This is a genomic window from Acinetobacter sp. ANC_7503, assembly GCF_056780035.1.
The window spans coordinates 103,146-116,730 of record NZ_JBWYJA010000004.1 but is presented as its reverse complement, the minus strand read 5'-3'; the positions used below and the strand labels follow the sequence as shown (position 1 = coordinate 116,730).

Annotated in this window: 11 protein-coding genes; 2 read left to right on the top strand and 9 right to left on the bottom strand. The window is 39.3% G+C overall.

What is annotated here, in order from left to right:
- Positions 1–23 precede the first annotated feature (23 nt).
- The gene (locus AC1M9M_RS06830; RefSeq protein WP_481595955.1) at positions 24–1,766 is read left to right on the top strand and encodes an FAD-dependent oxidoreductase; all 1,743 of its coding nucleotides are present in this window, start codon (positions 24–26) and stop codon (positions 1,764–1,766) included.
- A gap of 122 nt (positions 1,767–1,888) precedes the next feature.
- Here AC1M9M_RS06830 and AC1M9M_RS06825 read toward each other — a convergent pair whose 3' ends face one another.
- Positions 1,889–2,110, bottom strand: a complete 222-nt coding sequence (locus AC1M9M_RS06825) for a hypothetical protein (protein WP_481587768.1) — start codon at positions 2,108–2,110, stop codon at positions 1,889–1,891.
- A gap of 699 nt (positions 2,111–2,809) precedes the next feature.
- Between AC1M9M_RS06825 and AC1M9M_RS06820 the strand changes: the two genes are divergently transcribed.
- A complete protein-coding gene (locus AC1M9M_RS06820) occupies positions 2,810–3,286 on the top strand; it encodes a hypothetical protein (protein ID WP_481595954.1) in 477 nt (158 codons plus the stop codon).
- 88 nt (positions 3,287–3,374) lie between these two features.
- Here the strand turns inward: AC1M9M_RS06820 and AC1M9M_RS06815 are convergent, their stop codons facing one another.
- The 8 genes from AC1M9M_RS06815 to pstC form a co-directional block, all read right to left on the bottom strand.
- A complete protein-coding gene (locus AC1M9M_RS06815) occupies positions 3,375–3,482 on the bottom strand; it encodes a KGW motif small protein (protein WP_481595994.1) in 108 nt (35 codons plus the stop codon).
- Between the two features lie 285 nt (positions 3,483–3,767).
- On the bottom strand, positions 3,768–4,034 hold the full coding sequence (locus AC1M9M_RS06810) for an abortive infection family protein (RefSeq protein WP_481595993.1): 267 nt from the start codon (positions 4,032–4,034) through the stop codon (positions 3,768–3,770).
- Between the two features lie 24 nt (positions 4,035–4,058).
- Positions 4,059–4,340: a hypothetical protein gene (locus AC1M9M_RS06805; protein WP_481595953.1), complete on the bottom strand. Its 282-nt coding sequence runs from the start codon at positions 4,338–4,340 to the stop codon at positions 4,059–4,061.
- 278 nt (positions 4,341–4,618) lie between these two features.
- A complete protein-coding gene (gene purL, locus AC1M9M_RS06800; RefSeq protein ID WP_481595952.1) occupies positions 4,619–8,452 on the bottom strand; it encodes a phosphoribosylformylglycinamidine synthase in 3,834 nt (1,277 codons plus the stop codon).
- A 230-nt stretch (positions 8,453–8,682) separates the two neighbouring features.
- Complete coding sequence (locus tag AC1M9M_RS06795) at positions 8,683–9,729, bottom strand: M20/M25/M40 family metallo-hydrolase (protein WP_481595951.1); 1,047 nt, start codon at positions 9,727–9,729, stop codon at positions 8,683–8,685.
- A 116-nt stretch (positions 9,730–9,845) separates the two neighbouring features.
- Positions 9,846–10,769 (bottom strand): phosphate ABC transporter ATP-binding protein PstB, encoded by a 924-nt coding sequence (gene pstB / locus AC1M9M_RS06790; RefSeq protein ID WP_035267112.1) that lies wholly within the window; start codon positions 10,767–10,769, stop codon positions 9,846–9,848.
- 12 nt (positions 10,770–10,781) lie between these two features.
- Positions 10,782–12,170 carry a phosphate ABC transporter permease PstA gene (pstA, locus tag AC1M9M_RS06785; protein ID WP_481591394.1) on the bottom strand — a complete coding sequence of 463 codons (1,389 nt, stop codon included), beginning with the start codon at positions 12,168–12,170 and terminating at the stop codon, positions 10,782–10,784.
- Entirely contained in the window at positions 12,170–13,549 is a 1,380-nt protein-coding gene (gene pstC, locus AC1M9M_RS06780; RefSeq protein WP_481595950.1) for a phosphate ABC transporter permease subunit PstC, read from the bottom strand. Before pstC ends, pstA begins: the two co-directional genes overlap by 1 nt.
- Positions 13,550–13,585: the final 36 nt, after the last annotated feature.

The following is a 13,585-nucleotide window of genomic DNA, read 5'->3' as shown; positions in this document are numbered from 1 at the left end:
ATTCAATTCATTTAGGAAAAAGCATGTCTCAACATTTTGACACTGATGTTCTTGTCATTGGTACTGGTCCTGCTGGTTCAACTCTGGGGCTTGCCCTTGCCAATTATGGCGTCAAAGTTCAATTGTTTACCCAGTTTAATTGGTTAGCCAACAGTCCTCGTGCACATATTACTAATCAACGTGCCATGGAAGTCCTCCGTGATTTAGGTATCGAAGAACAGGTGAAGGAAATCGCAACACCTTGGGAACACATGGGTGAAAGCCTCATCACAACCAGTTTAGTCGGTGAAGAAATTGCTCGTATCAGTGCTTGGGGCACAGGCGATGAACGTCATGGCGATTATATCAAAGGAAGTCCATGCCCTTTAGTAGATCTTATCCAACCTAAAATGGAAGCGCTACTCGTTAAAAATGCGGCTAAGCGAGGCGCTATTTTTAACTTCAATACTGAATATTTATCTCACGTACAAGATGAACACGGTGTGACTGCGACTTTCCTCAATCGGATAACCAGTACCGAATTCAATTTACGCGCCAAATACTTGGTGGGAATGGATGGTGCACGTTCAAAAGTCGTTGAACAGCTTGGATTACCCCTTGAAGGCGTGATGGCACGGGCTGGTACAGTCTATGTAACCTTCAAGGCAGATTTGTCTAAATACGTTCAGCACCGTCCTGCGATTTTGCAATGGATTGTCAATCCTGAAGCCAGTTTTGGTGATTTAGGTATGGGGCTATTGCGTGCTATCACCCCATGGAATGAGTGGATTATGGGTTGGGGCTTCGATATTTCTAAAGGTGAGCCTCAAGTGACTGAAGAACAAGTTCGCGCACGCCTTGATGCCTTCGTTGGTGAGCATGTAGAAGATGTCGAAATTCAAAAATTGTCTTATTGGTACGTGAACCAAACATGGGCAACTGAATATTCGAAAGGTCGCGTGTTCTGTGGTGGCGATGCCGTACATCGTCATCCACCATCAAGTGGTTTAGGCTCAAATACCTGCATGCAGGATGCCTTTAACCTCGGTTGGAAACTTGCATATGCAGTTAAAGGTTGGTCTCAACCTACGCTTCTCGATTCTTATACCGTTGAACGTGCGCCTGTAGGTAAGCAAATTGTTGCACGTGCCAACCAATCACGATTTGATTATAAACACCTCAAAGAAGTTTTTGGTTTTGATCAAGGTGTAACAACCCAAAAGCAAATGCTGGAGCGTATTTTTGCTGAAAATGAACAAGGCGCTGAAATACGTACAAAACTCTACAATGCATTAGCAATTAAAAATTTTGAATTTAATGCTCAAGGTGTTGAACTGAATCAGCGTTATAGCTCAAATGCGGTCATCTCTGAATCAGAACCTGAAGTATTTAAACAAGATGATCAACTTTACCTACAAGCCACTACACGCCCTGGAGCAAAAGTACCGCATACTTGGCTCATCAATGCTAAAGGTCAAAAAGTTTCAACTCTGGATATTACGGGCAAAGGTCGTTTTACCTTACTCACAGGCCTCTCAGGCAAAGGCTGGAAACAAGCTGCTGAACAGCTTAATCTTGAGTACTTAGATGTCATTCAAATCGGTTCAAGAGATTATCGTGATGTCTATGGTACATGGAATGCGAAGTCTGAAATTCATGAATCTGGTGCTGTTTTAGTACGTCCAGATGGCTATGTTGCTTGGCGTTATCAAGACAGTACCAATGAATCTTTTGATTTTGAAAATACTTTGAGAGCAGTTCTGAAACAGATCCAACTTACTGTTTAAACGAATAAAGCCACCGTTAGGTGGCTTTATTCTGCTGAATTTTTTGGCTAACGTCAGGATTAATAAACAAAGTGTCTTATGATCATGGTCGAAATTTGTTAGATATGTTTATTTGACTTCCTTCATCCTATATACACACAGCTTAACTTGGTATTTCCCTGAGGTGTTTCATCCAAGCTCAGCTCACTAATCCACTTCTCGCCAAAGTATTTTTTCAGTTGATAAAGTACAGTCGATGGGTGACCTTGAAAAATAAAATAATAAGCGCCTGATTCACTCTCTGAAGTTTTAATTGCTTGAAATGCAATTTTGATGACTCGCACACCATACTTTTTAAAGTTCACAGCAAAATCATCTTGAACCATATGTTTGGTTTTATAATTTTGATAAGCATAGATTCCCTGATAAACATCATGGGCTAATTTAACTTCCTGTTTCGTCTAATTTACCTTAATTCCACGCTTTTTTGTTCATTAAGATCATTTGAAATTTGAAAGATTTGCGCTGACGCTTGACAGTTTAAAGAATTTAAATTCATCAGTTTATCAACTGTAATATTTGTTGGATAAGCATGACTGCACATAAGTGCCAAGCCTGTTAAGATCAATATTTTTTTCATAGTGACTATTCTAAAATCTAAAATTTATAAAATATTAAAACCACGAACAATCTGATGACTCGATTGAGTTTTAAAGTTAAACAATAGTTACTCAGTTTAATTAGGTATTTTTTAGCTCCAAATATATTATTCATATAAATTCTACAATTTAAAAAAAATTTTACTCTAAAAAATGCTTTATTTAATTGTTTATTGAAATAGTAGAATTAACTTATAGAGGGCTTTTGATAAAAATCTGCCTCACTACTTGTGAGTGACTGTTTGGATATATTCCGTTATTGAACAAAATAGTCATTATTAAGTTTTATTTATACAAATTATCATTAAAGCAAAAAAATTAGCTGAGTATTCAAAGGATTGTCACATTTCTTTCATATCATGACATGGTTCAATTATGAACATATTATAATGAAAGGAGTTTAAAATGAATAAGTTAATTTTATCATCCCTACTTTTAGGTTTGTCTGTTCCAGCGCTCGCTGACTTTAATTGTAACGGTGTAATTAAGAATAAAACCATTGATGACAATATAAAAGTGAAACAACCATGTACGCTTGATCAAGTTACGGTCAAAGGCAATGTAATGCTCTATTCAAATGCGCAAGCAACTATTTTAAATAGCACGATTGATGGTAACCTCGAATCTAAAGGAAATTTTGGTCAAGTGACGGCTAAAAACAATAGCATTTACGGCAATATTCAACTTGAAAAAGGTAAAACGATCCAACTGCACAATAACCGTGTAGATGGCAATATTGAACTTAAAGAAAATCGTTCAAGCATTCAGGTTACTGCAAATCAGGTCGATGGTAATTTAAAATGTGAGTCAAATAGCCAAACTCCAAAAGGCGGACAAAACCGCGTTAAGGGGGACAAAGAAGGACAATGTCGTAGCTTGTAATCATTTATTCGATCAGCATCAACTTAAAGATTCATTAACTGAGCTTTAAATTCGAATTTAAAAAAAGCCACCTTAAGGTGGCTTTTTTTTACGCAGTTAAGAAATAACCTGCAATTAAAAATAGGATTTGAAGACTGGCCACAAAAGCGAATAGCTTCCAGCCTTTTTGCCTCAACTCGTTTTTGTTCAGTATCATCATTGTTTTGGTCATATCGTCACCTCATACCTGAGTTAAAAACGAACCGCATTAAATTCTTACTTATTATGGTTAGCTATATGTCCAATAAACACACTTGTCCTAACCTCTATATAAAAGCAAAAACCAAACCAAGTCCAGTGGGAGAAAGATTTTGAAACCAAATCTATAAAAACAAAAAACCACCAAAATGGTGGCTGAATAAGCTCATGTTAGCGAATCTAAATTTATTTTTCCATAAGGTAAATTTAAGATACTATTTAACAATGCTTTTTATTAATAAATTTATTCACTATTTTCTTTTAAGCTCCACGTTGAAAATAAAAAAACTGACATTGTTCCAGCTAAATTGACTGCCAATTCAGCATGACGCGATGCAGGCTTAAAATTCTTTTTGCCCTGACCATGTGCATCCCCTACTTTGTTTCTCAATGATCCTAAGCCTCCAATCACTGAACTACATCCTCCAAGAATCTGTTTAAAAGTTTGTTCTGTGTGTTGAGAAGGTGCTAAATTTAATTCTTTACTGACTAATCTATATAGTTGATTAATATCAGGCGCATTTCCGTAGTCAATTTAATGTTCATCAAGAATATATTTACAAGTCGACTCTAAAAGTGTCCTTGCTAATGTAATAGCACCATCAGGATCAGTTACTCTCCGCTCTAATGCTTTCTGCCATATTTGATGAATATAATCAGAACTTAATTCGTTAATTCTCAACTCCACTACTTGATCTAAGGGAGAAGTATTTCTACTTTCTAAAACATTCAATAACTCTTTAAATTCTGAATAAATATAATTATCACGTTCCACATAAGATTTAAAATCCCATTTTAATTCTCGCTTCAAACTCATCTAAGGTATTTGTATCTTTAACAATAAATGGAATATATCCATAAAATGTTTTTTTATCAGCAATTCTTTTCTAAGCTCTTGAAATGCCTCTGATGTACCTTTTTCATAACTATCTGTAGCCCTAGCTATTAGCAATTCACGCAAGTGTAATACTTTTTAAATTAGACCAGACATTTGAGAACTCTTTATTTTTTTTCAACTCAATTCTACATCTTCAAAACAATAATTTACCTATGAAAAAGCCACCTTATGGTGGCTTTTTCAATCTATTGATTTAATCAACCAATAAACTTACGAGCATTACGGAACATACGTAACCATGCACCATCTTGATCCCAATCTTCAGGTTTCCAAGAGTGCTGAATCGCACGGAAGTTACGCTCTGGATGAGGCATCATAATCGTTGCACGGCCATCAGTTGAAGTCACACCTGTAATTGCTTCAGGTGAGCCGTTCGGGTTCAATGGGTAATGTTGAGTTGGATTACCTTGGCTATCAACATAACGTAAAGTCACTTGATTACCCGCATTCAATGCAGCAATAGAGCTGTCCGCTGCAACAACGCGACCTTCACCATGCGCCACAGCAATTGGTAAAATCGAACCTTCCATACCTTCTAACAGTACAGATTTAGATTTTTCAACACGAACGTTTACAGCTCGCGCTTCAAACATTTCTGATACGTTACGATGGAAACGTGGCCAGTTTTCAGCACCTGGAATGAGTGGAGCCAATTGAGACAACATTTGGCAACCGTTACAGATACCGAGTGAGAATGTTTCTTGACGGTTAAAGAATTTCTCAAATTGATCACGAAGTTTAGGATTGAACAATACTGACTTCGCCCAACCACCACCAGCGCCTAAAACGTCACCGTAAGAGAAACCACCACATGCCACTAAACCTTCAAATTCATCAAGGCTTACACGACCAGCGAGTAGGTCACTCATATGGACATCAATCGTATTGAAACCAACTTTGTCGAATGCAGCTGCCATCTCCACATGACCATTTACACCCTGCTCACGCAAGATTGCCATATTCGGACGACGTGTATTGATATACGGTGCTTCAATTTCTTCATTCAAATCGAATGTCGCTTTTGCAATAAGACCTTTATGATCTTTATTCGCAATTAGACTATATTCTTGATCTGCAGTTTCCACGTTGTCACGTAAACGTTGAATCTGATGTGACACTTCAGTCCACGCTTGTTGCAGTTCAACACGATCAAGCGTTAAACCATTGATCGTTAGCGTATCAGTAGTATTCACTGTACCAACGACACTGATCGCATCTTTTAAGCTTGATGCTGAAACTTCAGCCTGTAGTGTATCCCAATCAGCTTTAGCAATTTGTAAAACTGCACCAATTTCTTCAGCAAATAAGCTTGCTACAGATTGATCTTCTAAAGCCACACCTAAGCGTGAAGCGAACATCATCTCTGCAACAGTTGCGATTAAACCACCATCACCGATGTCATGGTAAGCCTTGATTAAGCCACGGTTGTTCCAATCTTGCACCAATGCAAAGAATGCTTTGAAGTCATCGAAGCTATCTACGTCAGGCGTTACAGAACCAATTGCTTTATACACTTGCGCAAGGATCGAACCACCTAGACGGAATTGACCTTTAGACAAATCAATACGTACAAGTACTGAATCTAAGTTTTTCAATTCTGGTGTCAATGTCTTACGCACATCAGTCACTGGTGCAAATGCTGTGATCACACCTGACATTGGAGAAGTTACAGACTTATCTTCACCTTCGTCATTCCAAGTCGTACGCATCGATAAAGAATCTTTACCTACAGGAATTGCGATACCAAGCGCAGGACACATTTCCATACCGATGGCTTTTACACCTTCGAATAATGCTTGATCTTCGCCTACTTGACCTGCTGCAGCCATCCAATTCGCAGACAATTTAATGTCACTGATTTTCTCGATTTTTGCAGACATGATGTTGGTGATTGACTCAGCCACTGCTAAACGTGCAGATGCCGCAGGATTTAACAATGCTACAGGTGGACGTTCACCCATTGCCATTGCTTCGCCTGTGTAGCCCACTAAACTTGTTGTTGTTACCGCAGCATCTGCTACAGGCACTTGCCATGGACCAACCATTTGGTCACGTGCAACCATACCTGTAATTGAACGGTCACCAATGGTAATTAAGAATGATTTAGACGCAACTGTTGGGTTCTTAATCACACGGTAAATCGCATCTTTAAGATCAGTCACTTGTGCAGCATCAAAGTCATCACCGTGACGTTCGATACAGTCATACGCGCGGCTCATACGTGGCGTACCACCTAAGATCACTTGCATTGGTACATCAACTGGGTTGTTACCAAACAATGGATCTTCAACCGTTAAATGACGCGCTTCAGTCGCTTCACCTAATACGGCAAACGGACAACGTTCACGCGCACAGATTGATTCAAATAATTCTAATGAAGATGGACGGATCGCCAATACATAACGCTCTTGCGCTTCATTTGACCAAATTTCCATTGGCGCCATACCTGGCTCCAATGATGGTACTTTACGAAGATCAAGTTTTGCACCTAATTCGTGGTCATTTACCAGTTCAGGCATCGCATTTGAAATACCACCAGCACCTACGTCATGTACAGACACGATTGGGTTGTGGTCTTCCATACGCCAGCAAGTATCAATGACTTCTTGGCAACGGCGTTCCATTTCTGGGTTTTCACGTTGTACAGAAGCAAAGTCTAAGCTTTCGCCCATTGTACCGCTATCTACAGAAGAAGCAGCGCCACCACCAAGACCGATGAGCATTGCAGGACCACCAAGCACGATCAATAAATCGCCCGGTTGGATCGCATCTTTTTCAACGTGGTCAGGACGGATGTTACCGTAACCACCAGCAATCATAATTGGCTTATGGAAACCTTTTACATCACCATTTACATTTTGCTCAAATGTACGGAAGTAACCATTTAACGCAGGACGACCAAATTCGTTGTTAAATGCAGCACCACCCAATGGACCTTCAATCATAATTTGAAGTGGAGATGCCATACGAGATGGTTTACCGTAGTTTTCTTCCCATGGCTGTTCGAAGCCTGGAATATTCAAGTTAGATGTAGTGAAACCTGTTAAGCCTGCTTTTGGCTTACCACCACGACCTGTTGCACCTTCATCACGGATTTCACCGCCCGAACCTGTTGCCGCACCTGCAAATGGTGCAATCGCTGTAGGATGGTTGTGGGTTTCCACTTTCATTAAGATGTGGGCAGCTTGGCTCTTATATTTATAAACATAATGGCCGTTTTCATCTTTTTTCGGGTAAAAACGTTGCGTATCAAAACCAACAATCACTGAAGCATTGTCTTTATATGCTGACAATACATCTGTAGGCGATTCTTTATAGGTATTTTTAATCATTTGGAACAATGACAATGGTTGAACTTCACCATCGATTGTCCATTCTGAACCAAAGATTTTATGACGACAATGCTCAGAGTTCGCTTGTGCAAACATCATGAGTTCAATGTCATGCGGATTGCGACCTAACTTGATAAATGCATCAGTTAAGTAATCAATTTCTTCATCCGATAAAGCAAAACCAAATTCAGAGTTTGCTTTTACGAGCGCTTCTTTACCGTGACCTAGAATATCAATCGAGTTCAGCGGTTTTGGCTCAGTTTCAGTGAATAAAGCAGCAGCATCGTCAATTTGATTGAAAACACTTTCTGTCATTCGGTCATGCAGAATTTGCTTAATTTCATTTGAAACGTCTTTTACACCCTTCAAAGTAAACAAAACACCGCGTTCAAGACGATGAACCGGTGTGTTGCAGTTCGCGAAAATATCGGTCGCTTTTGAAGACCACGGCGAAATTGTGCCTACGCGTGGAGTGACTAAGATTTGAATCTCATCTGTGGCTGCTTGGCGTAATTCAAATGACGCACCATCATTTAGAAGCTGTAAAGCGGATTGCTGTTGTTGCTCGTTGAGCGCTTGGTCGAATAAATAAACCCATTGACTTTCTATTGATTGAACCGAACTAATTGACTGTAAACGAGTTAATAGTTGCGTTTGCTTAAAAGAAGAGTGTGCTGGTGCACCGGCCACGATAAACATGCTGATTTTGGCTCCACGGGATGGTCTTTTGAACCATGCCACAATGTGACTTGAAGAGAGCGCATATTCTACTGTGTATTGCAAAATTCAGCTAGATAGCAAAACTGCTTTAAGACATATTTTCGATCGAGTTTACGAATAAATCTTTTTTATTCAGTAAAAAAAATTGAATTGCACCCTATGATGCAATTCAAATGAGATACGCCTAAATAATTCTTCAGTCATCTCAACTATTGAGTGTTGGTGACTTTTAACAGATGTTGAATCGCCTCTAGAGCCATAATCATAGATTTTGGATCAACTAAATCCTTGGTATCACAAGCTTGGTGATAACATGGCGCAAAATCTAAAATTATCTCCCCCTCGTTTGCACCTGGACGTTCTTGTTCATTAAATAAAATGATCGATGTGACCGGCACTTTTCCTAGAAATGGTGCTGTGTCGCTTGCTGTTAAAGTGGTGATGTCTTCTTTGATCGTTAAGTTCTTTGCTTTAAAGAATGATTTTAAATGTTCTTCAAGCGCAGTATCTTCTGGATGACTAGGTAAAGACTTTAAGCCATCAATCATTGGTTTATAGTCAGATTCAGATAATCCAGCAGACTTAAATTGGGCTTCTAAATCTTTTAATGAAGATTTATCTACATCAGCAACCAAAATATTCGGATTTTTTGTACCGACCATATCAACATTGATATAAGCCTTTATTCCCTTCAGCTGTTCAGGTGTCATTTTAGCAACAAAATCTTGCGAACCTCCGATACCATCTTCTTCAGAATCCCAAAATGCAAGGTAAATTGTATTTTGAGGATGATTTTCAGATTTTGAATAATGTTGTAATAGCTCTAATAGAACGGCTACACCTGTACCATTATCATTGATCCCAGGCCCTGTGGTCACAGAATCATAATGCGCACCGATTATCGTAGCTAAATCAGGATTTTTACCTTTGATTTCGATAATAATATTCTGACCTACAATCTTATTGCGATTTTCAAACGGTAACATCTGAGCGTGCAAACCAGCTTTTTTTGCCTCTTCAATAATATAGGTTGCAGTTGTCTTACCACCATCCGTTCCAACTGCGCGATTACCGCCATGAGCTGATGCAATATCTTCTAAGGCACTAAGATGACTCATGAGACGTTGTTCGATCAAATTCGAACTATTGATTTGCGTGGTTACTTGTTGATTTTGATTTGGTGTATGTGAGCAAGCACTCAACATAAAAATACTGGTCATTAATGCTGTTAAACAAGGTATTTTTTTCATTGTCATCTGGATATCAGTTTATTAAGAATTCCATTTTAGGGAATAACCTTATTTCATCCACAGATTTTTGTAATAAAAAAAGAGCCCGAAGACTCTTTTTATTTATGTTTCTAAATTTTTAATTAACCAAATCGACCCGTAATATATGCCTCAGTCAATTGATGATCAGGTTGAGTAAATACTTTTTCTGTCGAATTCACTTCAATCAAATCACCTAAATGGAAATAGGCAGTACGGTCTGATACACGTGCAGCTTGTTGCATTGAGTGCGTAACAATTGCAATAGTATATTGTGTTGAAAGCTCAGCGATTAACTCTTCAACTTTAGCCGTAGCAATTGGGTCAAGTGCTGAACAAGGTTCGTCCATTAAAATCACTTCTGGCGAAACTGCAATAGTTCGAGCAATACATAGACGTTGCTGTTGACCGCCTGATAAACCAGTTCCAGGCTGATTCAAACGATCCTTAACTTCATCCCACAAGCCCGCTTTACGTAAACTATTTTCAACGATCTCTTCTAAATCATATTTGTCACGTGCTAAACCATGGAGTTTAGGTCCGTATGCAACGTTTTCAAAAATTGATTTTGGGAATGGGTTTGGCTTTTGGAACACCATACCAACTTGCGCACGAAGTAGTACTACGTCGAGATTAGGATCATAAATGTCTTGATTATCCAACATGACTTTACCCGTTACCCGACAACTATCTATCGTGTCGTTCATACGATTTAAAGTACGTAGGAATGTTGACTTACCACATCCAGATGGACCAATAAAAGCAATCACTTCATTTTGATAAATATTAAGATCAATGCCTTTAATCGCTTCAGATTCACCATAATAAACATGAACATCAGTTGTACTCAGTTTTACAACATCCGATTTTGCTTCTTTTTTATTTTCGCTTTGCGTGTCAAATTGTGAAACAAACGAAGTTGACGTTTTTTGATTTGCATCTTGAGATGTAAATTGTGTTTGATCTGAATTCACTGATTGATCCTTTTTTAAGGAATTTTGAGTTACTTGCGAAGTTACTGTATTCATATTTTGCTCCGACTACCAACGGACTTCAAATTTCTTACGTAACCAGATCGCTAAACTATTTAAGCTAATCATCATCGCAAGGAGAACAATAATGGCTGCAGCAGTACGACCTTCAAAGAAGTTACGAAGTTCATTACCCTGCCACAAGAAAATCTGTACAGGCAGCGCTGTAGATTGATCAAATGGACTTGCTGGAACACTGGCTACAAAAGCACTCATACCAATCAACAACAACGGCGCAGTCTCACCCAATGCTTGAGCCACACCAATAATTGCACCTGTTAAAATACCTGGTAATGCCAAAGGTAGAACGTGATGAAAAACAGTTTGCAGTCTTGATGCACCCAATCCTAATGCAGCTTGGCGAATCGAAGGTGGAACGGCTTTTAAAGAAGCCCGTGTCGTAATAATCACCGTTGGCAATGTCATTAAACTTAACACAAGACCACCCACCAAAGGAGCAGATAATGGTAAATGCATCCAACCAATAAAAATTGCAGCACCAAGCAAACCAAATACAATCGATGGAACAGCAGCTAAATTATTGATGTTGACTTCTACAATATCTGTAATCCAGTTCTTTGGTGCGAACTCTTCAAGATAGATCGCAGATGCAACGCCGATTGGAATCGAAATAAAGATTACAATCAACATCATGAACAATGAGCCCATGAATGCACCAGCTAAACCAGATGTCGCTGGTGAACTACGAGAGTCAGGACTCGTGAAAATATTCGTGTTAAATGAATTTTCGATGACACCTTTAGCCTTGAGTTCATCAGCAATTTGACGAATCTCAGGACTAAGTTGTTGCTGTTCATCTGGCAAAGAACGATCAATATTACCTGCAAGCCACACATCAATATTTGCATCAGCAAGGACTTTTACATCGACTGTTTTACCAACCAAGCTTGGATCATTCATCACCATATCACGGATACGATATGCTTCAGAGCTCGTATAGATATAGCTTAAATCATCACGTTGTGCTTCAAGTTGAGGATCTTGTTTGATCATTGCATTGATGATCAATGCATCCCAATCCACCATGCCAACTTCAGTCTGCCACTCAATAAAGCGTTCTTCATACTGAGCTGGATTCTCACCTTCAGCCAGTACAGGTTTTGGACCAACTTCAATAATTTTTGGATCGAAATAGATTGGCAAATTCATGCTACTTTGCCAAAAAGCAGGCAAGCCTTTCGCTAAAATACTACCGAATAGCAATACTACGAAGAATAAGCCAGCAATCACTGCTGAAAAACCGAAGAAACGGAACGTCTTTTCTTTACGATGACGTTTAGCTAAAGAATTCTGAATAGTCTTCTTACGCTTTTCTCTAAGCTGCTCAGCTGTTGCTGAATCAACTGTCTCGAGAGTATTAGGATTAGAAGTACTCATTAGTCGTATTGCTCACGGTATTTACGCACGATGTAAAGTGCAACAATGTTCAAACCTAAAGTAATCACAAACAATGTAAGTCCTAGTGCGAAAGCTACTAATGCTTGCGGACTTGCAAAGTCAGTATCACCTGTTAATTGATTAACAATCGTAATCGTTACGGTCGAAACAGCTTCTAATGGATTTGCGTGTAAAAGAGGACTGTTACCAGCTGCTAGAACTACGATCATAGTTTCGCCAATTGCACGGGAAGCAGCCAATAAAAATGCACCAATAATGCCAGGCAACGCTGCTGGAATGACCACTTTACGAATCGTTTCAGATTTGGTCGCCCCTAATCCTAAAGATCCATCACGTAATGCTCGAGGCACTTGAGTAATAATGTCATCAGATAAAGAAGACACAAAAGGAATGATCATGATTCCCATGACAAAACCTGCAGTGAGCGCACTCGTTGCGTTGATATCAATTCCAACCATTGCCCCTACAGTTTTAATAAATGGGCCAATAATCATGAGTGCAAATACACCATAAACGATCGTTGGAATACCAGCTAAAACTTCAATGGTCGGTTTTGCCCAAGAACGGAAGCGAGGAGAAGCATATTCAGCCAAATAAATCGCGATCATTAAACCTACTGGTACAGCAACCAATAGTGCGATCCCACTGACCATGAGCGTACCCCACAACAATGGAAGTAAACCATAGCTTCCTTCTGCACTTCCCGAAGTACTGAAACCCGGGTTCCACTCTGTTCCAAAGAAGAAATCAAAAGGATTAACAAAGCTGAAGAAGCGCATCGCTTCTCCAAACATCGACATTACAATTCCAAGTGTTGTAAGAATTGCTACACCAGAACATAAAGCTAAGCCAACATTGATGACTTTCTCGACCTGATTACGCGCTCTAAAATCTTGGCTAATTCTTTTTTTTGCCCATACTAAACCTGCCAATGCAGCGCAAATGACAACTGCTAATTTTGCAAAAGAGGCAATAGTTGAAAATTTACTCAGTTGCTCTGCAGCTGCAACTTCATAGGACGTTGCTGTATCACTGACACCAAATCCGGATGCAATCGCTTGAACACGGTCAACAACTACGTTTAGGCTTGCTGGATCTAGACTTGCTTTAATATCCTGTGGCAAATGATTAAGCACCACCTGCTCCAAGATCGTTGGCTCAACCAAGTTCCAAACAATCAAAATTAAAAATGCAGGGATACCACACCACAACGCAACTAATGCCCCATAGTAACCAGGACGTGAATGCAAAGCGGCAGAGTTATTTCCCTGACCTGCTAAGTTACGGCTTTTGCGTAATCCGATTTGATAGGCAATGGCGATGATCGCCAGTAACACACCTATAAGTAGCAGATTCATGTATTCTCCACTGTCTTTTCAATTTTCATGGTTTGA